This window comes from Dechloromonas sp. TW-R-39-2 (genome assembly GCF_016864195.1).
Taxonomy (GTDB): Bacteria; Pseudomonadota; Gammaproteobacteria; order Burkholderiales; family Rhodocyclaceae; genus Azonexus.
Window position 1 is genome coordinate 961,024 of the sequence record NZ_CP045202.1, and the last position, 23,743, is coordinate 984,766.

Genomic DNA, 23,743 nt, shown 5'->3' on the forward strand with positions numbered 1-23,743 from the left:
CAGGTTGATTTATCCAATCAATTAAACAAATGTGACGAATGCTTTTTTGCTATCGCATAGGCGAAAAAAAACGCCGGCAAACCGGCGTCGTTCCGTGGGGGGCAAAAAGACGGGATCAGGTTTTCTTTTTGCTGCCGATTTTTGATTCCTGGCCGGCCATCAGGCGCTGAATGTTCTGCCAATGCTTGCCGACCAGGGCCATGGCAATCAGGCCGACAACCAGGGTCTGGCTGTTGCCGCCGGCCATCAGCACCTGGTAGACCGGGGCCAGTGCTGCCGCAATCACAGCGGCCAGCGAGGAGTAGCGCGAAACGTAGGCAACCAGCAACCAGGTGCCGAGTACGGCCAGGCCGAGCAGTGGGGAAAGTGCAATCAGCACGCCGGCGGCCGTGGCAACGCCTTTGCCGCCCTTGAATTTGAGGAAGACGGGGTAAAGATGGCCAAGAAAGACCGCCAGGGCAATCAGGCCGATCACCTTGTCGCCGAATCCGAGTTGCTGGGCGATGAAAACGGCCACCCAGCCTTTCAGCGCATCCCCCAGCAGCGTCAGCAAGGCTGCCTTTTTGTTGCCGCTGCGCAACACATTGGTGGCACCGGGATTGCCTGAGCCGAAAGTGCGCGGATCAGCCAGGCCGAAGGCTTTGGAGACAATCACGGCAAAGGGCAGCGAACCGAGCAGGTAGGCGGCAAGGATGGCGAGGAGAGTTTGCATGGGGCTTTATTCCGGCTGGAGTACAATCGCGGCGAATTTTACACCCCGGACTACGGTCGACCGCCTTATGGACATCATTTTCATCGAAGAACTGCGCGCAGAAACGTGGATTGGCATTTATCCGCGTGAGAAAGCCATGTCGCAGGTGGTCGAGATTTCCCTGCAAATCGGCGTGTCGACCGCATCGGCCGGCGCCAGCGACGATATTCGCGATACCGTGGATTACGCCGTCGTGGTCGAGCGCCTGCGCCGGGATCTGTCGGGCAGCCATTTCAATCTGCTTGAAAAGCTGGCTGAGCATGTCGCCACCTGGTTGCTTGAGAATTTTGCGGCGCAGTGGGTCCGCGTCTCAATCGCCAAGCTGGGGATGATGCCCGGTGTCAAGCGCGTTGGCGTGATCATCGAACGCTCCGTGTAAGTTCGCCCGGCGCTTGTTCGCCGGGCGCCCGGTCAGGCCAGTGCCGCGAGCAGCGTCATGATTGCGAAGCCGCTTGCCAGGCCCGCCGTGCCGGCAGCTTCCCGTCCGGCCTTGTGGGATGCCGGAATCAGCTCATGACTGACGACCCAGAGCATCGCCCCGGCCGCAGCCGCCAAGGCCAGCGGAAGTGCCGGACCGGCAAGGCTGCTGGCGATGACGCCGATAAAGCCGCCAACCGGCTCGACCAATCCGGTCCCCAGGGCGATCAATGCGGCACGCAACGGTGCGGCACCGAGTGCGACCATGGCGCTGGCCACGATCCAGCCTTCCGGGATGTTCTGCAAGGCGATGCCGAGCGTCATCCCATGATCGGCGCCCGATGCGGCGGCGACTCCCACAGCCAGACCTTCCGGCAGATTGTGCAAGGCAATGGCCGCTACCACGAGGCTGACTCTGGGCAACATCTGGTCGGTCTCGATACTTTCAACGTGGTGATGTGGCCATTGGCGATCCATCTGCTGCATGAACTGGCTGCCGGCAAGGAGCGCCGCAGCCGTCAGGATGCCGAGCGCCCACGGCGCAGGGCTAGCGGCAACATGCTGGAGCGCCGGGACGAGGAGTGAAAACAGGCTGGCTGCCAGCATCATGCCTCCAGCCAGACCGAGCATCGGGGCCATCAGGCGTTCCGCCGGTCGACGCATGAAAAGCACCGGAATTGCGCCGATGCCGGTTGCCAGTCCGGCCAGCAGGCTGGCCTGCAAACCTTGGGCGGCCATCGGGTTGGCTGCCAGCCATGCCGTGGCCAGATCGACCACGAAGGCTGCGGCGACGATACTCATGATCATGCCGGCCCAGAGGTGGCGGCGGGCTGTCGGTTTGGCGTAGTGGTGGATGACGAGTTGGGTCATGTGGGCTCTCCTTGTGTCTGGAGGCCACTTTACGGGGAGGCTTAAAATAGAACCAATTGATTGATCGGATCGTGCCGATTGCTTTGGTTAATCAGTCCTTGAGCGCGGCTTCGACGACCTTGGGGTGCAGGCTATGCACGATATCGTGCGGGTGCACGCCGACCAGATAGCCGCGCCTGCCGCCATTGATATAGATCAGCGGCAAATCGAGGATGCTTTTTTCGAGGTAGACCGGCATGGCTTTTTTGGTGCCGAACGGGCTGGTTCCGCCAACCAGAAAACCCGTGTGGCGGTTGGCGACTTCCGGTTTGCAGGGTTCGACTTTCTTGCAGCCGATCTGGCGGGCCAGTTCCTTGGTCGACACCTTGCGGTCGCCGTGCATCAGCACGATCAGTGGCTTGGCATTCTCGTCTTCGAAAATCAGCGTCTTGACCACGGCGTGTTCGTCGACGTTGAGTTCGCGGGCCGAGACCTTGGTTCCGCCATGTTCCTCATAGGCATAGAGGTGGCTGGAAAAGGCTATTTTCTGTGCCTTGAGGAATTTGGTGGCCTGGGTTTCGGGGGCGTGTTCGTTTTTGCTCATGGTCAATGCGCTGGGCGTTTCGGGTCAGAAGACGTACTGGATACCGGCGGCCAGGCCATTGGCCGTATCGCCGGGGTTGATTGTGTAATAGCCGCTGGCACTGGTGCCGGAGGGCGCCAGGGCCGAGGCCGGTTGATTCAGGTTGCGCGACCAGGCGAGGTAGGCCTTGAACTGGGCGTTGATCGTTTCCATCCACGCCGCCGAGAAAATCCGGCCGCGGTCGTTGCTGCTGGCCAGGCTGTGGCCTTCGCCGTAGTTGAGGCGGAGTTGGCCGCTGGGCGTCACGTCGATGCGTGAGCCGAGGAACCAGCTGCGCCACTCGACCAGCGGCCCGACATCCGGCTGCCGGTCGTAACCCGCCAGTCCGCCCATCAGTTTGACCGGGCCGAGTTGGTAGCTGGCCCCGGCGAACAGGTGGCGCGTGGTTTTGTCGAGCACGGCGTTGTGGTTGTCGTACTGATAAGCCAGGCCAAGGCCGAGCGGACCATTGCTGTAGTCGAGATTGAGCCCCAGCGTGTTCTGCTCGGCACCGCCGGTTCTCCCGCCAAGGGCCGCGAACAGTGTGCTGGTCAGTCCGTACAGGCGGGGCGTGGCATAGACCACGGCGTTGTCGTAGCGCACCGGGCCGGGTTCGACCGTGCCGTAATTGGTCGGCGAACCATAGCCGTTTTCAAAGGCATCGAACTGGATCATGCCCATGAAGAAGGGGGAATATTGCCGTCCAACGGTCAGTCGACCGTAGCGCCCTTCGACCCCGGCATAGAGCTGGCGACCGAAAAGACGGGTGTTATTGCTGTCGGACTGGCCGAGCTTGCCGTTGTTGGCGAAAAAGCCGGCTTCCATCTGGTAGATGAAATTGGTTTCTGGCGCGATCGCCTTGCCGCCCTTGAGGCCGAGCCGGCTGCCGTTCATGCCGCCCGATTCGATCGAGACGCGGGAGCCTTTCGAGCCGCCCCAGTTGGTTTCGGCAAACAGGTCGAAGCGGCCGTAAAGCGTGGCCAGCGGTGGTTCATTCTGAGTTGTACCGGATGGTGTCGCCGGCACAAGAACAATCGGCCCACCGGTCGATCCGCTATTTGTGCGGCTCGTTTCCGGCTTGGTGCTTGCCTGTTTTTCCAGTTGTTCGATGCGCGCCTGCTGTTGCTGGAGCAGTTTCTGCATCTCGCCGAGGGTGGCGCGCATCTCCTCCAGTTCGCCGGCCTGGCTTGGCGCGGTCAACGGCATCAACAGGGTAAAAATCAGCGAAGGGGCGAGGCGGGTCCTGAGCATGGCGATATCCCGTTGAAGGCCTGGGTGGATAAATGGGCGCGTCGAATCGCTATCTTAGCCGCGTGGATGGTGAATCGCATGCAGGGTTTTCAGCCGCTCGCGGGCGACGTGGGTGTAGATCTGCGTGGTCGAGATGTCTGAGTGGCCGAGCAACAGCTGAACAACACGCAAATCGGCGCCGTGGTTGAGCAGATGCGTCGCGAAGGCATGGCGCAACACGTGCGGTGAGAGCCGGGCCGGGTCGATTTCGGCAATCAGGGCATAACGCTTGATCAGTTGCCAGAACGCCTGACGGGTCATTGCGCCGCCCCGGGCGGTGACGAACATGGCATCGCTCAACTGGCCCTTGATGATTTCCGGCCGGGCGTTTTTCAGATATTCGCCCAGCCAGTCGAGCGCCACTTCGCCGAGCGGCACGAGGCGCTCCTTGCTGCCCTTGCCGATGACGCGCAGCACCCCTTCGTTGAAGCCGATTTCGTGCTGCTTGAGATTGACCAGCTCCGAGACGCGCAGGCCGGTGGCGTAAAGCGTTTCGAGCATGGCCCGGTCGCGCAGGCCGAGCGGGTGGTCGAGATTGGGCGCATTGAGCAGGGCCTCGACCTGTTTTTCGGACATCACCTTGGGCAGGCGCGAAGGCAGGCTGGGGCTGAGCAGTTTTTTGGTCGGATCGACGACCAGCCGGCCGCGTGTCACCTGCCAGCGGTAGAAGCGGCGCAGCGTCGACAAGTGTCGGGCTTGCGAACTGGCACGGATTTCGCGGGAAATCTTGGCGATAAACGCCGTTAGCGTTGTTTCGCGGACGTCGAGCAGCGGCTCGGCGTTCTGCTCGGCCAGCCATCGCGCAAAACGCCCGAGGTCGGAGCGGTAGCTGTCCAGCGTTGCCTTGGCAAGACCGTCCTCAAGCCACAGTGCGTCGCAGAAATTGTCGATTTCGCCGAGATCAGCCGGCCGGAGCAGCGGGGGCGCAGCCTTCATGGGTCAGTAGCCAGCGTTTGATATCGAGCAGGAAGCCGCCGCCCTGGCGGTTGAAGCCGCCAAGGCCGCCGCCGGTGGCGATCACCCGGTGGCAGGGAATGATCAGCGGAAAATGGTTGGCACCGCAGGCCTGGCCGACGGCACGTGGGGCATTTTTGATGTTTTTGGCCAGTTGACCGTAGGTTTCTGTCCGGCCGCGTGGAATGGCGGAAATCTGTTCCCAGACCCGGCGCTGGAAAAGCGTGCCGACCGGGCGCAGCGGCAGGCCGAACGTGAAATCGGGATCGTTCAGGTAAGCCCTGATCTGGCGGCAGGTTTCAGCCGCCAGGGGCAGTTCGGGGGCTTGCTCGGTCTGCGCTGGCAGGAACTCGACGGCAATCACGTCATCGGCCGAACAGCGCACGCCCAGCGCGAAACCGGGGGCGGCGACGATAGCCTGATAATCAGCGTTCGACATGGCAATTCCTCCTTGCTGCGGTCAACATGAAAAAACCCCGGAAATCGATCCGGGGCTGTTTGCGGTCAGGCGCGGACGTGGCCGTCGCCGAGCACGATCCATTTCTGGCTGGTCAGCCCGTCCAGACCAACCGGGCCACGAGCGTGGATCTTGTCGGTCGAGATGCCGATTTCAGCGCCGAGACCAAATTCGAAACCGTCGGCAAAACGGGTTGAGGCATTGATCATCACCGCAGCCGAGTCGACTTCGCGCAGGAAGCGCATGGCCTTCGGATGATTTTCCGTGACGATGGCTTCGGTGTGGTGCGACGAATAGTGGTTGATGTGGGCAATCGCTTCATCAATATCGGCGACCACCTTGACCGAGATGATCGGCGCGAGGAACTCGGTGAAATAGTCCTCCTCCGTGGCCGCAACGGCATTCGGCAGGATGGCCCGGGTTTCGGCGCAACCGCGGATTTCGACGCCCTTTTCGCTCAACATCGCCGCGATGGCCGGCAACTGCGCAGCCGCAACCGAGCGTGCGACGAGCAGCGATTCGGTGGTGTTGCAGGTGCCGTAGCGCTGAGTCTTGGCATTTTCGACAATCTTCAGGGCCTTGGCCGCATCGGCCTGGTCGTCGATGTAGACGTGGCAGTTGCCGTCGAGGTGCTGGATCATCGGCACACGGCATTCGGCCAGCAGGCGCGAAATCAGGCCCTTGCCGCCGCGCGGTACGATGACGTCGACAAATTCGCGCATGGTGATCAGTTCGCCAACCGCTGCGCGGTCGGTCGTCTCGATGACCTGGACACTCTCAGCCGGCAAACCGGCCGTTTGCAAACTTTCCTGGACCAGCGCCGCAATGGCGCGATTCGACCGGATGGCTTCCGAGCCGCCACGCAGGATGGCGGCGTTGCCGGATTTCAGGCACAGCGCTGCAGCATCGGCCGTAACGTTCGGGCGTGCTTCGTAAATGATGCCGATGACGCCGAGCGGAACACGCATCTTGCCGACCTGGATGCCGGACGGGCGGAACTTGAACTCGCCCATTTCTCCGATCGGGTCCGGCAGCTTGGCGACCTGTTCGACGCCTTCAGCCATGTTTTCAACGCCCTTGGCCGACAGCGTCAGGCGGTCGAGCATGGCCGGTTCGAGGCCGGCGGCACGGGCGGCAGCCAGGTCTTCCTGGTTGGCGGCGACCAGCGTGGCCGATTCGCGGCGGATGGCGGCGGCAATGGCCAGCAGGGCGGCATTCTTTTCAGCCGTGCTGGCGGTGGCCAGGCGGCGCGACGCGGCACGTGCCTGACGGCCGACGGTCTGCATGTAACTCTTGATATCCATGATCGGTGCGCTTCAACTTAAAGAAACATTATAGCCAGCAAATTTACAGGGAACTTCCGGAAGCGGGTAAACTCTGATCCACAACGAAAACAGGGTTTTCCATCGAGGACAAGATGGCAGAAAAATTGATATTGCCGACCGAGGTTAAGGTCTGCGCAACATGCAGCTATTGGGACGGCGAACGTCACGTGGATGCAGAGATGAAACTGGTAGTGGTTTCCGAAGAATGTCAGGGTGAATGCCTGGTTCAGGAAACGCCAAAACACTGCCTGCACGATATTCGCAACGAGTGCGTCTGCCTGTGGGAAGACCTCGAACCGGACGCGCCACCGGCCGACGAATCCGCTGGTGAATCTGCCGGCAGTTGATCAGCCGGCGGCGGTGAGGCGCAGGCCGAGCCGCAGGAATTCTTCCCAGATATTGCCCTGGCCGATGCCCTTGGCCAGTCGGTCGATTTTTCCGGCATGCTGCAGCGCCGCTTCGAGTTTCGCGGTCGACATCCGCTGCAGGGCTTTTTTCACCGGGTTCTGGCGTGGCCCCCAGACTTTGGCATCCTTGAGCAACTGATCCATCGGGCGGCCGGCATCCATGCCGGCGCGGATCAAGGTCAGCGTCCGGATTTCCTCGCTCATCGCCCAGAGTACCAGCGGCGGCGCTTCGCCTTCCTGCATCAGGCCATCCAATGTCCGCGTCAGCCGGGCGATATCGCCGGAGAGCAGGGCTTCGCGCAGACCATCGATGTCGTAGCGGGCGACATTGAGCACCGCATCGCGCACCTGGGCTTCGCTAAGCTGACCGGCCGGGTAAAGCAGGCCCAGTTTCTGGATTTCCTGATGTGCGGCGAGCAGGTTGCCTTCGACGCGCTCGGCGATGAATTTCAGGCTGTCGATGTCGGCACTTTGTTGCTGGCGACGCAGCCGGCCGGCGATCCAGCCTGGCAGTTCGGCCAGTGGCGGGGCCATCAGCTTGATCGCCACGCCGGCATTGACCAGCGCCGTGAACCAGGCGGCTTTTTCCTCGCGCCAGTCAAGCTCGGGCAGCGTGATCAGCAGCAGGTTGTCCATCGACAGGTTCTGGCACCACTGTTGCAGCGCGCTGCTGCCTTCCTTACCGGGTTTGCCGGTCGGAATGCGCAGGTCGATCAGTTTCTTGTCGCCGAACAGCGACATATTGCCGCCGGCGGCGAGCAGCGTGCCCCAGTCGAATTGCGGCAAAACCGTCAGTACTTCACGTTCGCTGTAGCCCTGTTTTCTGGCTTTGGCCCGAATGGCGTCGGCCGCCTCGATGACCAGCAAGGGTTCATCGCCGTAGAGCACATAAAGCGGGCGCAACTCGCGGTCGAGATGCGCTGCCAGCTGTTCGCCCTTGAGCAGCATTACTCGTCTTCTTCGGCGTCGGGGTTCTTCGGCTTGATAATGCTCAGCCGGCGCATGATCTGGTTCACCAGGTCATTGTTCATGTCGCGCCAGAGCAGGCCTTCTTCGAGATCCTTGGCGAGCACGTTCGAGTCATCGAAGGTGATGTCGCGGGTCAGGCTGATTTCATTCGGCGGAACCAGGACCTGGCCTTTCTTGTTGACCACGCGGAAGGTGTAGGTCAGTTGCAGGCGGTATTCGCGCACCCGGCCCTGGGCGTTGACGCTGAGAATGGTCTTCTGGCGACCATCGGTCAGTTGCTGGAAGGTGGCATCGGCCTGGCCGGCCTCCTCGATGATTTCGGTGCTGCCGGCCGCATTGATGTAACGCTCCAGCCAGATCCGGACTTCGGCCGTCTCGGGCAGGGCGATGTGCATCGTCTTGTACGGCAGGCTGCCGCTGAGCGTCCCGCGCAGATGGAAGCCGCAACCGCTCAGGACGGCGGCGAAGATCACTGCGAGCAATAGCTTGAACGGGACGCGCATGGCGGTTTTTCCTTAAACGACGATGTTGACCAGGCGGCCCGGCACGACGACAACCTTCTTGGCCGGCTTGCCTTCCATGAACTTGACGGCGCCTTCCGAGGCCAGCGCAGCAGCTTCGATGCTGGCCTTGTCGGCTTCGGCAGAGACACGAATGGAACCGCGCAGCTTGCCGTTGACCTGCACCATCAGCTCGATCTCGTCCTGTTTGAGGGCGGCCGGATCGGCTTTCGGGAAGGCCTGGTTGCCGGCATCAAGGCCCGGTTTCAGCTCGGCGTAAAGCGCCTGGCCGATGTGCGGCACGATCGGGAAGAGCAGCAGGGCGACGCTTTCCAGGGTTTCCTGGGCGAGCGCGCGGCCGGCGGCGTCGGAAAGATCGCACTTGTCGTAGGCGTTGAGCAGTTCCATGACTGCGGCGATCGCCGTGTTGAACTGCTTGCGGCGGCCGTAGTCGTCGGCGACCTTGCCCATGGTCTGGTGCAGTTTGCGGCGCAGGTCGGCTTGCGCGGTCGATAGTGTTTCCGAGCCCGAAAACGCCGGGACCAAACCGGCCTGGACGTGATCGTAAGTCGTCTTCCACAAACGGCGCAGGAAGCGGTAGGCGCCTTCGACACCGGCGTCCGACCATTCCAGCGACTGGTCGGGCGGCGAGGCGAACATGATGAACAGACGCGCCGTGTCGGCACCGTACTGGTCGATCAGGGCCTGCGGATCGACGCCGTTGTTCTTCGATTTCGACATCTTCTCGGTGCCGCCGATCACTACCGGCAGGCCATCGGCGCGCAGCGTGGCGCCGGTCGGGCGACCCTTGTCGTCGGTGACGACGTCAACGTCGGCCGGGTTGAGCCACTGCTTCTTGCCGCCGTCGAGTTCGCGGTAGAAGGTCGGGGCGACGACCATGCCCTGGGTCAGCAGGTTGGCGAAGGGCTCGCCCAAGTCGCCGATCAGGCCGACGTCGCGCATCAGCTTGGTGAAGAAGCGCGAGTACAGGAGGTGAAGGATGGCGTGCTCGATGCCGCCGATGTACTGGTCGATGCCGCCCTTGCACCAGTAGGCGACGCGTTCGTCGACCATGGCCGTGGTGTTGTCCGGGCAGGCGTAGCGCAGGAAGTACCAGGACGACTCGAAGAAGGTGTCCATGGTGTCGGTTTCGCGGCGGGCGTCGCCGCCACACTTCGGACACTTGCACTCGTAGAACTCGGACATCTTGGCCAGCGGCGAACCGGCGCCGGTGATCTCGACATTCTCCGGCAGGACGACGGGCAGTTGGTCATCGGGCACCGGTACGTCGCCGCAGGTCTTGCAGTGAATGATCGGGATCGGGCAACCCCAGTAGCGCTGGCGGGAAATGCCCCAGTCGCGCAGGCGGAACTGGATTTTCTTGTCGCCGAGGTCTTTGGCGGCGAGGTCGGCGGCGATGGCGTCGACGGCGGCTTCGTAACTGAGGCCGTCATACTTGCCGGAATTAATACACTTGCCTTCTTTGCTCGCGTACCAAGCTTGCCAGCGGTCAGTAGTAAATTCGGAAACAGCGTCGCCCCAACCTTCACCGAATTCCTTTTCATCAGCTGAACGCGCCCGGTTTGCGCGAGTATCGGCATGCGTGCGTTGATACTCGCTATCCACTTGATGAGCATCGACGACCTGCTTGATCGGCAAGTTGTACTTCAGCGCAAACGCGAAATCGCGTTCGTCGTGCGCCGGTACGGCCATCACGGCGCCGTCGCCATAGCTCATCAGCACGTAGTTGCCGACCCAGACTTCGATCTGTTCACCGGTCAGCGGATGCGTGACAAAAATTCCGGTCGGCAGGCCCTTCTTTTCCATCGTCGCAATGTCGGCTTCGGCAACGCCGCCCTTCTTGCATTCCTCGATGAAATTGGCCAGTTCCGGGTTGTTGACCGCGGCGCGCTGCGCCAGCGGATGCTCGGCGGCGACGGCAACAAAGGTGACGCCCATGATGGTGTCGGCGCGGGTGGTGAATACCCACAGCTTTTCGTTGGCATCGTCAGCGAGCGGGAAGGCGAAACGCACGCCGGTGCTCTTGCCGATCCAGTTCTTCTGCATCAGGCGGACCTGCTCCGGCCAGCCCGGCAGGTTGTCGAGTTCGGCGAGCAGTTCTTCGGCGTAGGCGGTGATCTTCATGTAGTACATGGGGATCTCTCGCTTCTCGATCAGCGCGCCGGAACGCCAGCCGCGACCGTCGATGACCTGCTCGTTGGCGAGCACGGTGTGATCGACCGGGTCCCAGTTCACGGTGCCGAGCTTCTTGTACACCAGGCCCTTTTCATAGAGGCGGGTGAACAGCCATTGTTCCCAGCGGTAGTACTCCGGCGTGCAGGTTGCGAATTCACGTTCCCAGTCGATGGCGAAACCCAGCGACTGCAGCTGTTTGCGCATGTAGTCGATGTTGGAATAGGTCCATCCGGCCGGCGGTACGTTGTTCTGTAGCGCGGCATTCTCGGCCGGCATGCCGAAGGCGTCCCAGCCCATCGGTTGCAGGACATTGAAGCCTTGCATCTTGTGGAAGCGGGAGAGGACGTCGCCGATGGTATAGTTTCTGACGTGCCCCATGTGCAGCTTGCCCGAGGGGTAAGGGAACATGGAAAGGCAGTAGTATTTCGGCTTGGTGGCGTCTTCCACGGCGCGCGCGGCACCGGTTTTGTCCCAGTGGCTCTGGGCTGCGCGTTCGATGTCGGCCGGGGTGTATTTGTCCTGCATGGGATTCCGCTGAAAAATCGTGAAATGAGCCCGGAATTATACCGGTTGAACCTGTCTGGAGAGGCGATGAGAACAAAGCTTGGTGTGGCGCTGGTGATTTTTGGCCTGTTTTCGACGTTGACCGCAGCTGCCGTGCCGAATGCCGTGGTTGATGTCGTTCAGGCGCCGGCCTGGGTTGAGCGCGACGGGCGCCGGCTGGCCATGGCACCGGGGATGGTGCTGGAAAACCGGGATCGCATCCTGACCGGCAAGCAGGCGCGCGCTATCGTTCAACTGGCCGATGGCAGTGCCATCAAATTGGGTGAGAACACGAATGTCGCGGTCAACGCCCTCAAGCAGCCTGAAAACGGCATTTTCACAGCGGCCCTCGATATCGCCAAAGGGGCTTTCCGGCTGACGACCGATATCTTTCGCAAGCACCAGACCAAGCGTGCGATCAATGTGCGCAGCGGAACGGTGACGATCGGTATTCGCGGCACCGACTTGTGGGGTCGGGCGAGCGATGAAAAGGATTTTGTCTGCTTGCTTGAAGGCCGTATTTCGGTCACTCATCCGCTGGGTGAGCCGGCGGAGTTGAGCGAGCCGCTGCAGTTTTATGGCGCGGAAAAGGGGATGGCCCCGGGCGCAGTGGCTTTTGCTGACAAGGCGCAGGTCGCTTTGTGGGCACTGGAAACCGAACTGGCTTACGGCATGCCCAGCCAGCGGCGGGATGGCCGCTGGGCTTTGTATTTCGGGCAGCATGGCAAGGATGATGCCTTGGCGCTCTACGACCAACTGGTTGCAGCCGGTTACGCGAGCCGGATTGTGCCTGTCCGTGTGTCAGGCGAGTATCGCTACGGATTGCGCCTGGGAGGTCTTGTGACTGAGCGCGAGGCGCTGGCGCTGGCCGACAGGTTGGCGCGGGATCTGCACTTGCCCGCACCGACCGTTCGTCGGCATTAACGTTGCCCGGTCACGCGGCTTTTTTTGCCGGATTCATGTTTTCCCAGGTTGTTTGCCAGTAGCGGTAAGCATTCTGGGCGGCCATCAGGGAAAGCAGCGACATCCGGGTCTGGTGATGCCACATCCAGGAAATGCGGGGGGCCGGGTCCAGGCGGTAAGCCGGGGTGCCACCCACTTCATCTTCCACGATGGCAAGAAAACGTTCGACGGCCAGGCCATAATATTCGGCACCGCTGTCGTGACCGGTCAGATGCTCGGCTTCCGATACGGCGCGGCGCCAGAGTTTAAGGGCCAGTTCGTCACTGATGCCTGCTTTCCGGGCAATCCAGGGCAGGATCTTTGGGGCTGACATATTGTTTTTCATGCTGTTTCTCCGTTTTGGTACTGGGTGGTGGTAACCACTCGAATGCTATGACTGCCTTGTGGGCAAAAAAGTTTTGTGCACTGCAATATATTTTTTGGGAAGTATACTGCTGAGCCATTTGTCTGCTTGTAAATAAATGTTCAAAACCAATTGCTGCGTTGCATCATTGCAACAGATTGGTCTGACCATTTTTCCTGTTTTGCCGGGGTCATATGACGCCCTGTTTTTTATCGTCGAGAGTCCATGTCTGATCTGCTTGCCAATCTGAATCCTCCGCAATTACAGGCGGTCACGTTGCCGCATGTGCATGCCCTGATCCTCGCCGGTGCCGGTAGCGGCAAGACACGCGTGCTGACGACGCGCATCGCATGGCTGATGTCGACCGGACAGGTCGGGCCGCACGGCATCTTGGCCGTCACCTTCACCAACAAGGCGGCCAAGGAAATGACGGCTCGCCTCTCGTCGCTGGTCCCGATCAACACGCGTGGCATGTGGATCGGCACCTTCCACGGCTTGTGCAACCGCATGCTCCGAGCGCATTACCGCGAAGCCGGGTTGCCGCAGACCTTCCAGATCCTCGATACAGCCGACCAGCTGGCGATGATCAAGCGTCTGTTGAAAAACCTGAACATCGACGACGAAAAATATCCGCCTCGCGAGCTTTGCCATTTCATCAACGCGCACAAGGAGCAGGGTGTCCGTGCGGCACAGGCCGAGGCTTACGACAACTACACGCAGAAACGTGTCGAGCTGTACGCCGAATACGAAAATCAGTGCAATCGCGAAGGCGTCGTCGATTTTGCCGAACTGCTGTTGCGTTGCTACGAGCTGCTGCAGCGCAACGAGCCGCTGCGCAAGCATTACCAGGAGCGCTTCCGTTACGTGCTGGTCGATGAGGTGCAGGACACCAACAAACTCCAGTATGCCTGGCTGCAGCTACTGGCCGGCGGCGGTGCCAAGGTCTTTGCCGTGGGCGATGACGACCAGAGCATTTACGCTTTTCGCGGTGCGGAAGTCGGCAACATGCGCGATTTCGAGCGCGACTACGCTGGCGACAACATCATCCGGCTGGAGCAGAACTATCGTTCGCACGGCAACATCCTGGCTGCCGCCAATGCGCTGATCAAGCACAACCGCGAACGTCTCGGCAAGAATTTGTGGACCGATGCCGGCGAAGGTCAGCCGATTCGCGTTTTCGAAGGCTATTCCGACCTCGACGAGGCGCGTTTTGTGGTCGATGAAATTCGCGATCTGGTGCGCGAAGGCACGGCGCCAACGCAGTGCGCCATCCTTTATCGCTCGAATGCCCAGTCCCGCGTGCTGGAGCACGAACTGTTCGCCAAGGGCGTACCGTACAAGGTTTATGGTGGCTTGCGCTTCTTCGAGCGGCAGGAAATCAAGCACGCGCTGGCCTATCTGCGCCTGCTCGGCAATCCGGATGACGACACGGCTTTCCTGCGCGTCGTCAACTTCCCAACGCGCGGCATCGGGGCGCGTTCACTGGAGAATCTCCAGGCGACGGCGCATCAATTCAATTCCAGCCTCTACAACGCGGCAGCTTCGCTGACCGGCAAGGCCGGGCAGACGGTCGGTGCATTTATCCGCCTGATCGAAACCCTGCGTCAGGAAACGGAAAATCTGCCGTTGCCGGAAATTGTCGAACATATCGTCGAAAAGTCAGGGCTGGCTCAGCATTACCGGACCGAGAAAGAGGGGCAGGAGCGGCTGGAAAATCTTGATGAATTGATCAATGCTGCAGCGACCTTCGTCGATGACGACGGTGTGGTGCTCGGCCATCAGGCCGAAGGTGGGGCGCTGGTTTCCTTCCTGACCCATGCCTCGCTCGAGGCTGGTGAGCATCAGGCTGGCGAAGGCCAGGAGGCGGTTCAGCTGATGTCGGTGCACGCCGCCAAGGGCCTGGAGTTCGATGTGGTTTTCATCAGTGGCCTGGAGCAGGGGCTGTTTCCGCACGAAAACTCAGTCAATCAGGGGCGCGAAGGGTTGGAGGAAGAACGCCGGCTAATGTACGTCGCGGTGACCCGGGCGCGTCAGCGACTCTATCTTTCATCGGCGCAGACCCGCATGTTGCATGGCCAGACCCGCTATTGCGTACCTTCCGGCTTCTTTGAGGAAATTCCGCCGGAGTTGCTGCTTCGGCTGAACAAGAAGGTGGCTGCGGCGCCTGCTGTTTCGTCCTTCGGGGGCGGCGGTTATGCCGCTGCGCCGGTGGCCGGGGGATTGCGCATTGGACAAAGTGTCGAGCATGCCAAGTTCGGTCTGGGCGTCATCGTGTCAACCGAGGGGCGCGGCGCCGATGCGCGCGTTCAGGTCAACTTTGGCGGTGCCGGGATGAAATGGCTGGCACTGGAATATGCCAAGTTGACGCCGGTCTAGCGACCGGGAGGCTTTGAGGTGGGCTGACGTGCGGAAGGCCCGCCGGGATCGCGCGTGACGGTGGATCGAAATGCCGGGCAGATGGTACGCTCAGGTTTTTACGACCACTGATCACGGCTGACAGGAGACTCTGATGGTTCACGCGATTCGTCTTAATAAAACCGGGGGGCCAGAGGTGCTTGCCTGGGAAACGGTCGATCTTCCCTCTCCTGCCGCCGGTGAGGCAACGGTTCGCCATCATGCGGTTGGCCTGAATTTTATCGATACCTACCACCGGACCGGCTTGTATCCGCTGGCCTTGCCCAGTGGTATCGGGTTGGAAGGCGCCGGTGTCGTCGAAGCGGTCGGGGCCGGCGTGACCGAAGTCAAGGTAGGCGACCGTGTTGCCTATGCTGGTGGCCCGGTCGGGGCATATGCTGAAGTTCGCAACATTCCGGCGCACCGTCTGCTGCAACTGCCGGCCAGTATTGCGTTCAATACGGCGGCTGCAATGATGCTCCAAGGGCTGACCACGGCATACCTGTTGCGGCGTACTTACCGTGTGCAGGCCGGCGATGCCGTGCTGATCCATGCCGCCGCCGGCGGTGTCGGCCTGATTGCCTGCCAGTGGGCCAAGGCGCTTGGTGCAACGGTGATCGGCACGGTCGGCTCGACGGCCAAGGCCGATATCGCCCGTGCGCATGGTTGTGATCACGTGATCAATTACAGCAGTGAAGACTTTGTGGCGCGTGTGCGCGAGATCACCGGGGGCGAGGGTGTGCCGGTGGTGTATGACGGCGTTGGCAAGGATACTTTCATGGGCTCGCTGGACAGCCTTCGGCCGATGGGCTTGCTGGTCAGCTACGGCAATGCGTCCGGTCCGGTCGATCCGCTCGACTTGCTGTTGCTGTCACAAAAAGGCTCGCTTTTCGTGACCCGGCCGACACTGATGAATTACACCGCGAAACGGGCCGATCTGGAGGCGCTCGGGGCGGAGTTGTTTGAGGTCGTGGCTTCCGGTAAGGTGCGCATCGAGGTGAATCAGAGTTATGCCCTGAAGGATGCCATCCAGGCACACCGCGATCTGGAAGCGCGTAAAACCACCGGTTCGACGATTCTGATTCCATGATGGCCAAGATCAAGGCAGGACTGCTCTCTCTACGCGATCTTTTTGCCACCGCCTGGTGGATATTCCTGATTGTCGGCATCGGTTTTGTCGTTGCCTACCAGTTTGTCGAACCGGCGCCGCCCAAAAAGATCGTCATCACAACCGGTAGCGAAAGCGGGGCTTACTACCAGTTTGCGCAACGCTACGCGACCATTCTGGCCAGGGATGGCGTGACACTTGAAGTCAGGGCTTCAGCCGGTTCGCTGGAGAATCTCGATCGCTTGAAAAAGGATGAGGCACAACTCGGGTTCGTGCAGGGCGGTGTGGTCGAGCCGAAGGATGACCCCGACGCCGAAGACGATTCCGGCCTGCTTTCGCTTGGCAGCATGTTTTACGAGCCGGTCTGGGTCTTTTATCGTGGCGAGAAGCACCTCGATCGCTTGACCGATCTGCGCGGCAAGCGCCTGGCCATTGGTCAGGAAGGGTCGGGCGTCCGTCAATTGGCGCAGCAATTGCTGAAAGCCAATGAAATTCCGGCTGGGGATCACCTGGTTCCGCTCTCCGGTCTGAAAGCGGCTGAGGAGTTGCAGCAGGGGCGGGTCGATGCTGTTTTTGTCATTGCTTCCGAGAAGGCACCTGTGGTCCAGTTGTTGCTCCGTTCGCCCGGCATCAAGGTGATGAGCTTTGCACAGGCTGATGCTTATCAGCGGCGCTTTGGTTTCCTGACCAAACTGACCATGCCGCATGGCGTGGCTGATCTGGTTCGTGATTTTCCGCCGGCCGACGTCACCTTGCTGGCACCGACTGCCAACCTGATTGTCCGCGACGACCTGCATCCGGCCTTGCAGACGCTGCTGCTCCAGGCGGCCAGCGAAGTGCATGGCAAATCGGGCTTTTTCCAGCGGGCAGGCGAATTTCCTGCCTACAAGGATCACATGCTGCCGGCCTCCTCCGAGGCAACCCGTTATTTCAAGTCTGGCTCGCCTTTCCTGCAGCGCTACCTGCCGTTCTGGCTGGCGGTCCTGATCGATCGTCTGATCGTTCTGCTTGTCCCGATTGTTGCCCTGCTTATTCCCTTGCTCAAAATTGCGCCGGCAATTTATACGTGGCGGGTGCGCTCCAAAATTTTCCGTTGTTACGGCGAGCTGAAGTTTCTTGAGGATGATCTCAAGAACCACTTCGACATGGCCTTGCTGGGAGAGTACCGCAGCCGTCTCGATGCCCTCGATGATGAAGCCAGCCAGTTGCATGTGCCGCTTGGTTTTACCGATCTGGTTTATACCTTGCGGGAACACGTCAATCTGGTGCGCCGGACCTTGAGTAAACTGGAACAATCCGCATGAAAGCCTTTCTCGTCGCCAATCCGAAGGGCGGCTCGGGGAAAAGTACGCTGGCCACCAATCTGGCCGGCTATTTCGCCTCGAAACGTCACGATGTGATGCTGGGGGATATCGATCGTCAGCAATCTTCACGCGAATGGTTGGCGATCCGGCCGTTTGAGTTGCCGAGTATCGATACCTGGGATATCGGCCATGACAATATCGCGCGTCCGCCCAAGGGGACGACGCATGTCGTCCTCGATACCCCGGCCGGCCTGCATGGCAAGATGCTTGAAAAAGTACTCAAGTTATCAACCCGCGTTATCGTTCCTGTCCAGCCGTCGATGTTCGATATGCTGGCGACGCGTCACTTCCTGACCGAGCTGCTTTCCGAAAAGGCGGTCCGCAAGGGCAAGGCCGACGTTGCCGTGATTGGCATGCGGGTTGATGCCAGGACACGGGCCGCCGGCGAACTGGAGAAGTTTTTTGCAACCTTCGATCTGCCGGTCCTGGCCTATTTGCGCGATACGCAAACCTATGTCCAGGCAACGGCGGCGGGGATGACGATTTTCGATTTGCCGCCCTCGCGCGCCGAGCGGGATCTTGAGCAGTGGCGGGCGATCATTGACTGGGCGGAAACCGAATAATCCCCGTTGGCGCGGTCGACCGCGACATTCGGGGCTTTTTGCTCAGGATGATGCCTGCAGCCATTGAAGCAAGGTGGCAAACAGCAGGTCGGGGTCCACCGGTTTACCGATGTGATCGTTCATGCCGGCCATCAGGCAGCGCTGGCGATCTTCGCCGAAAGCGTTGGCGGTCATCGCAATAATTGGCGTCTTGGCGTGGCCGGGTTGGCTGCGGATGGCCTTGGTGGCGTCGAGCCCGTTCAGTTCCGGCATTTGCATGTCCATCAGGATCAGGGCGTAAGGGGTTTGCTCGGCGAGGGCGACGGCGATGACCCCGTTTTCAGCCAGATCAACCTGCAAGCCGGCTTCTTCGAGCAGGCCGCGTGAGACTTCCTGGTTGATCGGTTCGTCCTCGGCGAGTAGCACGCGTCTACCGGCATAATGCGTGCGCAGCACCATTTCTGCCGGCATCGCGGGGTCCGCAGGCGTTTGCCCGGAAAGTCCGTCGACTTTGGCGAAGCGGGCCGAGAACCAGAACAGGCTGCCCGCGCCGGGTTTGCTTTCGACGCCGATCGTGCCGCCCATCATCTGGGCCAGGCGCTTGCTGATTGCCAGCCCCAGACCGGTGCCGCCGTAGTGGCGGGTGGTCGAGCTGTCGGCCTGTTCAAAAGCCATGAACAGGCGTCGTTGATCTTCCGCCGAAATGCCGATGCCCGTGTCCTTGACCGAGAAATGGATCAGGACTTCCTCATTGTCCGAATAGGCGACATGGGCCCGCACGACGATGCTGCCCTGGTCGGTGAACTTGATCGCATTGCTGCTCAGGTTGAGCAAGATCTGGCCCAGGCGCAAAGGGTCGCCCTTGAGCGGCAGATGGTTGAGCTCCTCGGGCAGGTCGATCAGGAATTCGAGTCCCTTGCGGCTGAACAGCGGGGCAACCAGCCCGTGCAGATTGCTCATCACGCTGTCGAGCGAAAAATCGACCTTGTCGAGGCTGAGCTGTTCGGCTTCGATTTTCGAAATGTCGAGAATGTCATTGATCACGGCCAGCAGGTGCTGCGATGCCTGGGCCACCTTGTTCAACTGGTCGCTTTGCTTGGCATCGCTGGCCCGGCGCAACGCCAGGTCAGTCATACCCATGATGGCGTTCATCGGGGTGCGAAGTTCGTGGCTCATGTTGGCCAGGAAGGTGCTCTTCGCCCGGCTGGCTGCTTCAGCGGCTTCCTTGGCAATCGACAGGGCAACGGTACGCTCCCTGACCATCGCTTCGAGGTGGTCTCGATGCCGAGCCAGTTCGGCTTCATTGCGCTTGCGTTCGGTAATGTCGCGGGTAATGCCGAGGATCTGGTGCGGTTGCCCGGCGGCGTCGAGCAGGATGCTGGTGACGACTTCGGTGCTGACGATCCGGCCATCCTTGCAGGGCTGGTCGACTTCGGTGGTGGCGAAACGGGCTTGCAGGTCACCTTCGGCGATGCGCTGCAGGCTGTGGTGCAGCGTGGCGTTGACCCGCTCGGCCGATTCGGGGGTCAGTGCCGCGGCGAGCGGTTGCGCCATCACTTCGGCGGCCGTCCAGCCGCGCAGGCGCTCAATCGAAGGGCTGATGTAGGTGAAGCGTAGATCGTCGAGATTCATCAGCCAAATGACATCGCTGCTGTTGTCGGCGATCAGCCGGTAGCTGGCCTGGGTTTGCGCCAGGGTCGTTTCGGTCTGTTTTCGTTCGACCGCGATTTTGGCCAGGCTGGCATAGTCCTGGATCAGCTGGATTTCTGTCTCTGAGGGTTTGCTCGGGTGGCGGTGGTAAATCGCAAAGGTGCCCAGTACCTTGGCGTTGCGGTCAAGGAAGGGTTGCGACCAGCAGGAGTGCAAGTCTGCCCGGCGCGTGATTTCACGGAAATTCTTCCAGTATGGGTGCTGTTGAAGATCCTCGGCAATTACCCGTTCGCCACGAAAAGCCGCGGTGCCGCATGAGCCGACACCGTCGCCGATGGCCAGGCCGTTGACTGCTTCGGTGTAGAAATCAGGCAGGCTGGGCGCCCCGCCGTGCTGCAGGTGCTTGCCACTTTCATCGAGCAGGAGAATGGAGCAGAGCGCACCGGGGTGCAGTAGTTCGACGCGCCGGGCCAGTTCGTCGAGCACCTTGGGCAAAGGGGTGCCCTGGCTGATCAGGTGTAGCACCTGGTTGTGCACCATCAGTTCGGATTTGCTGTGTTTCAGTTGCCGGTTGGTCCGGATGGTGTGCAGTGCCGCACCGGTAATCAGGGCGATGATGCCGAGCGCCAGTGCAAGGTAGGTGTACAGGCGTTCCAGGTCTATTTTCGGATTGGTTTCGTAGATGAAACCGTTGAGGCTGAAATCATTCGGCAGCATCTTGCTTTCAGCGTAAGTGTCGGCAATGTGTTGCCAGCGGCCGTTGTTCATGTAACCGATCGGCAACAGGTCGGCCCGGATCAACGGCTCCATCCGGGCGTGTTCGAAGCGCAGGAACTCTGCCATGGCCGGTGAACTGTATTGGCGGGTGATCAGGTCGATGATTTCCTGCGGGTGGGCCATGGCGTACTGCCAGCCACGCAGGCTGGCATCGCGGAAGGCACGGACGCGGGCCGGGTGTTGCTCGACCTCCTGACTGCGGGTGAACAGGTTGTCGCCGTAAAAATCGATACCTGCCGAGCGTGGCGTCAGGATTTGATAGTCGAAGCCTGCTTTGTCGAGAAAGTAAGGTTCGCTGGTGATGTAGGCCGAGATCGCGTCCACTTTTCCGGTCAACAGGTCACCGGGTGAAAAACTGTGTTCGAGCTGCTTGATGTTGTCGAGTGGAACGCCCTCGCGCTTGAGGTAGGTGAACAGCTCCTCGGCCAGTGGTTCGATCATCACGCGCTTGCCGCTGATGTCGTGCACGCTTTGTGTCCGGCTTTGCTGGGCGGCGACGATGATTTGCGGCGAGTGCTGGAAAATGACCGCCAAGGCGACGACCGGTTTGCCGGCTTTACGTTCGAGCAGCAGGCTGCTGGTGCCTACGCCGAATTCGGCCCGGCCGGAAACGACTTCATCGACCACGTCGAGCCCGGGCCGTGCCTCCTTGATCTCGACATTGAGCCCTGCCTCCTCGTAGTAGCCCCGTTCCTTGGCAGCGTAATAGCCGGCAAACTGGAAGGCGTGCGTCCATTTCAGTTGCAGGGTGACGTTTTCTGCTGCCTGAACCGGTGAAAGCGGGATCAGTGCAGCGAGAAAGGCAAAGACGCGGATGAGTTTGGCGGGCATGATTTGTCGGGCTACGAAAACAGCTTGGCTAGACAGGTAACGATAGTCTAGGGCGAAAAGTGCATCTTTGCCGGCTTTGTCGCCAGGGCTGATTTTTTTGCGTTTTACAATCCTGCGGTCAACGCCTCGATTTGTTCGTTTTTCTCCAGCTCACCGAGAAACCAGCCAAGGGCCTTGCCGATCTGGCGGGTTCGCCAGGCAATGTGGCAGGGCATCGGCGGTCGCGGATCGGCCAGTGCTTTTTCGACCAGCCGGCCGGCGGCGATTTCCGGTCCGGCCAGCCAGACCGGCAAATGCCCGACACCCAGGCCGGCAATTTGCGCCCCGGCCTTGGCTGCCATGTTCGGCACGCGCAGGATGTCCTGCCCTTCGAGCAGGCCAATGGTGCGTGCGGCCAGCTCGCGGGAGGTGTCGGCGATGACCACGGCCCGATGCCGGCGTAACTCGCTGCTTGGGATCGGCGTTGGATGACTGGCCAGCGGGTGGGTCGGCGCAACGACAAAAAGTTGCTGGGTGCGCATGCCGAGCAGGCGGCTGTTGATCCCGCTGCGTGCCGGCATGTCGCCCGGTGCGCCAATCACCAGATCGGCCCGGTCGGTGGCCAGCGCATCCCAGCTGCCGCCCAGCACTTCGGTGGACAGGCGAATTTGTGTCACCGGGCAGTCGGCGTAAAAACGTTCAAGCAACGGGAACAGGCGTTCGACCGGAATGATCATGTCGACCGCGATACGCAGTTCGGCCTCCCAGCCGGTGGCAATACGCTGGACGCGCCGCTCCAGTTCGGCGGCGGCGCGCAGCAGGTGGCGCCCTTCGTCAAGCAAGGTTCGTCCCGCCGGGGTCAGGCTGGCGCGTCGTCCTTCGCGGATGAACAGTGCAACATTCAGGTCGCTTTCCAGCTTGGCAACGGCGTGTGACAGCGCCGAGGGAACGCGGTGCAGTGCGCTGGCTGCGGCAGTGAAGCTGCCGTGGCAGTCGATGGCATCGAGAATGTGCAGTAATTCGAGCGATATTTTCATGTGAATTTTATTGAACGATAGTGCCGGAATAATTCGCTGGATATGCCTGAACTCTACGCCTAGTATGCTGACAAAGCCATACCGATTGTTCACAAGGAGTTGCCATGATTGTTCCAAGATTATCTGCCGAGCGGGGCCGGGCCGATCACGGCTGGCTAAAGGCATTGCACAGCTTTTCTTTTGGCGATTATTACGATCCGGCTGAAATGGGCTGGGGTGCGCTGCGTGTGATCAATGAAGACCGTGTGGCACCGGGCATGGGCTTTGGCATGCACGGCCATCGCGACATGGAAATCGTGACCTATATCCTGGCCGGTTCGCTCGAGCACAAGGACAGCCTCGGTAACGGCGGCGTCATCCGGCGTGGCGAGGTGCAGCGCATGAGTGCCGGCAAAGGCATCATGCATAGCGAGTTCAATCCTTCGCCCGACGTCGAGACTCATCTGCTGCAGATCTGGATCGAGCCGGCGGTGCGCGGTACGTCGGCCAGTTACGAGCAGCAGCCTTTGCCGGTCGATGAAATGCGGGGCCGCTGGCGCCTGGTTGCTTCGCCGGATGGGGCCGAGGGCAGCACGACGATCGGCCAGGATGCCCGCCTGTACGCCTCGGTGCTGGCAGCCGGAGAGTCGATCGACTATCGATTGGCGACCGGACGTGCAGCCTATGTGCACGTTGTTCGCGGTCAACTGACCCTGAATGACCAATTCCTGGCAGGCGGCGATGCCGCCAAGATTGCCGATGAAAGCCAGCTGCTTTTCCAGGCGGCGGCCGATACCGAGTTCCTGCTTTTCGATTTGCCTCCCTTCTAATTTTTACCCTCGATTTTTATTCAAGCCTTTGAAAGGAAAGACCATGAGCAAAGTTGTTGTTGTCTATCACTCCGGCTACGGCCATACCCAGCGCGTCGCCCAGCAAGTTGCCGAAGGCGCAGCCGCTCAGCTGATCGCCATTGATGCCGAAGGCAATATCGGCGAATCCGACTGGAACGCACTGGCAGCGGCCGATGCCATCATCTTTGGCACGCCGACCTATATGGGCGGAGCCAGCTGGCAGTTCAAGAAATTTGCCGATGCCTCGTCCAAGGCATGGTTTACGCGCGCCTGGCAGGACAAGGTGTTTGGCGGTTTCACCAACAGCGCCAGCCTGAACGGCGACAAGCAGGTCACGCTGATCGGCCTGCAGACCCTGGCTTCGCAACATGGCGGCATCTGGGTCAGCCTCGGCCTGTTGCCGAGCAACAGCAAGGCGGCCGCACGTACCGACATCAACAACCTGGGCGGCTCGGTCGGCCTGCTGGTTCAGTCGCCGTCCGACGCCAGTGTCGATGAAATTCCGCAAGGCGATCTGGATACCGCCAAGCGTTACGGTCAACGTGTTGCCGAGGTCGCTTCCCGCCTGCGCGGCTAAGTCCGAGATGGGCCGCCGGCCCATTCGCAGTGCATCGCCTTACGGAATCGCGGTGCACTGCTATAGTG

At 60.8% G+C, this 23,743-nt stretch carries 22 protein-coding genes; 9 read left to right on the top strand and 13 right to left on the bottom strand.

Annotated features, from left to right (window positions below):
• Positions 1-115 precede the first annotated feature (115 nt).
• Positions 116-712 (bottom strand): glycerol-3-phosphate 1-O-acyltransferase PlsY, encoded by a 597-nt coding sequence (plsY, locus tag GBK02_RS04710; protein WP_203468594.1) that lies wholly within the window; start codon positions 710-712, stop codon positions 116-118.
• A 67-nt stretch (positions 713-779) separates the two neighbouring features.
• Between plsY and GBK02_RS04715 the strand changes: the two genes are divergently transcribed.
• Complete coding sequence (locus tag GBK02_RS04715) at positions 780-1,130, top strand: dihydroneopterin aldolase (protein ID WP_203468595.1); 351 nt, start codon at positions 780-782, stop codon at positions 1,128-1,130.
• Between the two features lie 32 nt (positions 1,131-1,162).
• Here GBK02_RS04715 and GBK02_RS04720 read toward each other — a convergent pair whose 3' ends face one another.
• The 6 genes from GBK02_RS04720 to GBK02_RS04745 all read right to left on the bottom strand — a co-directional run bounded on the left by GBK02_RS04720 (position 1,163) and on the right by GBK02_RS04745 (position 6,644).
• A complete protein-coding gene (locus tag GBK02_RS04720; RefSeq protein WP_203468596.1) occupies positions 1,163-2,038 on the bottom strand; it encodes a ZIP family metal transporter in 876 nt (291 codons plus the stop codon).
• 91 nt (positions 2,039-2,129) lie between these two features.
• Positions 2,130-2,621 (bottom strand): Cys-tRNA(Pro) deacylase, encoded by a 492-nt coding sequence (gene ybaK / locus GBK02_RS04725; protein ID WP_203468597.1) that lies wholly within the window; start codon positions 2,619-2,621, stop codon positions 2,130-2,132.
• A gap of 24 nt (positions 2,622-2,645) precedes the next feature.
• Positions 2,646-3,890, bottom strand: coding sequence for a porin (locus GBK02_RS04730; protein WP_203468598.1), 1,245 nt, complete (start codon positions 3,888-3,890; stop codon positions 2,646-2,648).
• 54 nt (positions 3,891-3,944) lie between these two features.
• Positions 3,945-4,865, bottom strand: a complete 921-nt coding sequence (xerD, locus tag GBK02_RS04735) for a site-specific tyrosine recombinase XerD (protein WP_203468599.1) — start codon at positions 4,863-4,865, stop codon at positions 3,945-3,947.
• Entirely contained in the window at positions 4,831-5,322 is a 492-nt protein-coding gene (locus GBK02_RS04740; protein ID WP_203468600.1) for a methylated-DNA--[protein]-cysteine S-methyltransferase, read from the bottom strand. The genes xerD and GBK02_RS04740 overlap by 35 nt, the downstream gene beginning before the upstream one ends.
• A 65-nt stretch (positions 5,323-5,387) precedes the next feature.
• On the bottom strand, positions 5,388-6,644 hold the full coding sequence (locus tag GBK02_RS04745) for a glutamate-5-semialdehyde dehydrogenase (RefSeq protein WP_203468601.1): 1,257 nt from the start codon (positions 6,642-6,644) through the stop codon (positions 5,388-5,390).
• A gap of 200 nt (positions 6,645-6,844) precedes the next feature.
• Here GBK02_RS04745 and GBK02_RS04750 point away from each other — a divergent pair, with 200 nt between their 5' ends.
• Positions 6,845-7,012: a hypothetical protein gene (locus GBK02_RS04750; RefSeq protein WP_226407714.1), complete on the top strand. Its 168-nt coding sequence runs from the start codon at positions 6,845-6,847 to the stop codon at positions 7,010-7,012.
• On the opposite strand, the gene holA is transcribed toward GBK02_RS04750, so the two are convergent.
• The 3 genes from holA to leuS are packed head-to-tail and all read right to left on the bottom strand — an operon-like array spanning position 7,013 to position 11,262.
• Positions 7,013-8,020, bottom strand: coding sequence for a DNA polymerase III subunit delta (holA, locus tag GBK02_RS04755; RefSeq protein WP_203468603.1), 1,008 nt, complete (start codon positions 8,018-8,020; stop codon positions 7,013-7,015). It abuts the gene before it with no gap.
• Positions 8,020-8,544: an LPS assembly lipoprotein LptE gene (gene lptE / locus GBK02_RS04760; protein WP_203468604.1), complete on the bottom strand. Its 525-nt coding sequence runs from the start codon at positions 8,542-8,544 to the stop codon at positions 8,020-8,022. Before lptE ends, holA begins: the two co-directional genes overlap by 1 nt.
• Positions 8,545-8,556: 12 nt before the next feature.
• Complete coding sequence (gene leuS / locus GBK02_RS04765) at positions 8,557-11,262, bottom strand: leucine--tRNA ligase (RefSeq protein WP_203468605.1); 2,706 nt, start codon at positions 11,260-11,262, stop codon at positions 8,557-8,559.
• Positions 11,263-11,328: 66 nt separating this feature from the next.
• On the opposite strand from leuS, the gene GBK02_RS04770 reads away from it, so the two are divergent.
• A complete protein-coding gene (locus GBK02_RS04770) occupies positions 11,329-12,204 on the top strand; it encodes a FecR family protein (RefSeq protein WP_203468606.1) in 876 nt (291 codons plus the stop codon).
• 10 nt (positions 12,205-12,214) lie between these two features.
• On the opposite strand, the gene GBK02_RS04775 is transcribed toward GBK02_RS04770, so the two are convergent.
• Positions 12,215-12,568, bottom strand: a complete 354-nt coding sequence (locus tag GBK02_RS04775; RefSeq protein WP_239003173.1) for a hypothetical protein — start codon at positions 12,566-12,568, stop codon at positions 12,215-12,217.
• Positions 12,569-12,811: 243 nt separating this feature from the next.
• On the opposite strand from GBK02_RS04775, the gene GBK02_RS04780 reads away from it, so the two are divergent.
• The 4 genes from GBK02_RS04780 (at position 12,812) to GBK02_RS04795 (ending at position 18,015) form a co-directional block, all read left to right on the top strand.
• Positions 12,812-14,962, top strand: a complete 2,151-nt coding sequence (locus GBK02_RS04780) for a UvrD-helicase domain-containing protein (protein ID WP_203468607.1) — start codon at positions 12,812-12,814, stop codon at positions 14,960-14,962.
• Positions 14,963-15,095: 133 nt separating this feature from the next.
• Complete coding sequence (locus tag GBK02_RS04785; RefSeq protein ID WP_203468608.1) at positions 15,096-16,070, top strand: quinone oxidoreductase; 975 nt, start codon at positions 15,096-15,098, stop codon at positions 16,068-16,070.
• Complete coding sequence (locus GBK02_RS04790) at positions 16,067-17,392, top strand: TAXI family TRAP transporter solute-binding subunit (protein ID WP_203468609.1); 1,326 nt, start codon at positions 16,067-16,069, stop codon at positions 17,390-17,392. The genes GBK02_RS04785 and GBK02_RS04790 overlap by 4 nt, the downstream gene beginning before the upstream one ends.
• A complete protein-coding gene (locus GBK02_RS04795) occupies positions 17,389-18,015 on the top strand; it encodes a ParA family protein (RefSeq protein WP_203468610.1) in 627 nt (208 codons plus the stop codon). The genes GBK02_RS04790 and GBK02_RS04795 overlap by 4 nt, the downstream gene beginning before the upstream one ends.
• A gap of 42 nt (positions 18,016-18,057) precedes the next feature.
• Here GBK02_RS04795 and GBK02_RS04800 read toward each other — a convergent pair whose 3' ends face one another.
• Positions 18,058-21,252: an ABC transporter substrate-binding protein gene (locus tag GBK02_RS04800; RefSeq protein WP_203468611.1), complete on the bottom strand. Its 3,195-nt coding sequence runs from the start codon at positions 21,250-21,252 to the stop codon at positions 18,058-18,060.
• Between the two features lie 104 nt (positions 21,253-21,356).
• Positions 21,357-22,268 carry a LysR family transcriptional regulator gene (locus GBK02_RS04805; RefSeq protein WP_203468612.1) on the bottom strand — a complete coding sequence of 304 codons (912 nt, stop codon included), beginning with the start codon at positions 22,266-22,268 and terminating at the stop codon, positions 21,357-21,359.
• A gap of 104 nt (positions 22,269-22,372) precedes the next feature.
• Here GBK02_RS04805 and GBK02_RS04810 point away from each other — a divergent pair, with 104 nt between their 5' ends.
• The gene (locus tag GBK02_RS04810; protein ID WP_203468613.1) at positions 22,373-23,077 is read left to right on the top strand and encodes a pirin family protein; all 705 of its coding nucleotides are present in this window, start codon (positions 22,373-22,375) and stop codon (positions 23,075-23,077) included.
• A gap of 43 nt (positions 23,078-23,120) precedes the next feature.
• Positions 23,121-23,675 carry a flavodoxin family protein gene (locus GBK02_RS04815; protein WP_203468614.1) on the top strand — a complete coding sequence of 185 codons (555 nt, stop codon included), beginning with the start codon at positions 23,121-23,123 and terminating at the stop codon, positions 23,673-23,675.
• Positions 23,676-23,743 lie beyond the last annotated feature (68 nt).

Excerpts from the sequence above, each read along its gene's own strand:
- GBK02_RS04715 (WP_203468595.1), top strand. The coding sequence starts at position 780 with ATGGACATCATTTTCATCGAAGAACTGCGCGCAGAAACGTGGATTGGC.
- GBK02_RS04810 (WP_203468613.1), top strand. The coding sequence starts at position 22,373 with ATGATTGTTCCAAGATTATCTGCCGAGCGGGGCCGGGCCGATCACGGC.
- GBK02_RS04770 (WP_203468606.1), top strand. The coding sequence starts at position 11,329 with ATGAGAACAAAGCTTGGTGTGGCGCTGGTGATTTTTGGCCTGTTTTCG.
- leuS (WP_203468605.1), bottom strand. The coding sequence starts at position 11,262 with ATGCAGGACAAATACACCCCGGCCGACATCGAACGCGCAGCCCAGAGC.
- plsY (WP_203468594.1), bottom strand. The coding sequence starts at position 712 with ATGCAAACTCTCCTCGCCATCCTTGCCGCCTACCTGCTCGGTTCGCTG.
- GBK02_RS04740 (WP_203468600.1), bottom strand. The coding sequence starts at position 5,322 with ATGTCGAACGCTGATTATCAGGCTATCGTCGCCGCCCCCGGTTTCGCG.
- GBK02_RS04780 (WP_203468607.1), top strand. The coding sequence starts at position 12,812 with ATGTCTGATCTGCTTGCCAATCTGAATCCTCCGCAATTACAGGCGGTC.
- GBK02_RS04730 (WP_203468598.1), bottom strand. The coding sequence starts at position 3,890 with ATGCTCAGGACCCGCCTCGCCCCTTCGCTGATTTTTACCCTGTTGATG.
- GBK02_RS04750 (WP_226407714.1), top strand. The coding sequence starts at position 6,845 with ATGAAACTGGTAGTGGTTTCCGAAGAATGTCAGGGTGAATGCCTGGTT.
- GBK02_RS04775 (WP_239003173.1), bottom strand. The coding sequence starts at position 12,568 with ATGAAAAACAATATGTCAGCCCCAAAGATCCTGCCCTGGATTGCCCGG.
- GBK02_RS04800 (WP_203468611.1), bottom strand. The coding sequence starts at position 21,252 with ATGCCCGCCAAACTCATCCGCGTCTTTGCCTTTCTCGCTGCACTGATC.
- GBK02_RS04805 (WP_203468612.1), bottom strand. The coding sequence starts at position 22,268 with ATGAAAATATCGCTCGAATTACTGCACATTCTCGATGCCATCGACTGC.
- GBK02_RS04815 (WP_203468614.1), top strand. The coding sequence starts at position 23,121 with ATGAGCAAAGTTGTTGTTGTCTATCACTCCGGCTACGGCCATACCCAG.
- GBK02_RS04795 (WP_203468610.1), top strand. The coding sequence starts at position 17,389 with ATGAAAGCCTTTCTCGTCGCCAATCCGAAGGGCGGCTCGGGGAAAAGT.
- GBK02_RS04790 (WP_203468609.1), top strand. The coding sequence starts at position 16,067 with ATGATGGCCAAGATCAAGGCAGGACTGCTCTCTCTACGCGATCTTTTT.
- holA (WP_203468603.1), bottom strand. The coding sequence starts at position 8,020 with ATGCTGCTCAAGGGCGAACAGCTGGCAGCGCATCTCGACCGCGAGTTG.
- ybaK (WP_203468597.1), bottom strand. The coding sequence starts at position 2,621 with ATGAGCAAAAACGAACACGCCCCCGAAACCCAGGCCACCAAATTCCTC.
- GBK02_RS04785 (WP_203468608.1), top strand. The coding sequence starts at position 15,096 with ATGGTTCACGCGATTCGTCTTAATAAAACCGGGGGGCCAGAGGTGCTT.
- GBK02_RS04720 (WP_203468596.1), bottom strand. The coding sequence starts at position 2,038 with ATGACCCAACTCGTCATCCACCACTACGCCAAACCGACAGCCCGCCGC.
- xerD (WP_203468599.1), bottom strand. The coding sequence starts at position 4,865 with ATGAAGGCTGCGCCCCCGCTGCTCCGGCCGGCTGATCTCGGCGAAATC.
- lptE (WP_203468604.1), bottom strand. The coding sequence starts at position 8,544 with ATGCGCGTCCCGTTCAAGCTATTGCTCGCAGTGATCTTCGCCGCCGTC.
- GBK02_RS04745 (WP_203468601.1), bottom strand. The coding sequence starts at position 6,644 with ATGGATATCAAGAGTTACATGCAGACCGTCGGCCGTCAGGCACGTGCC.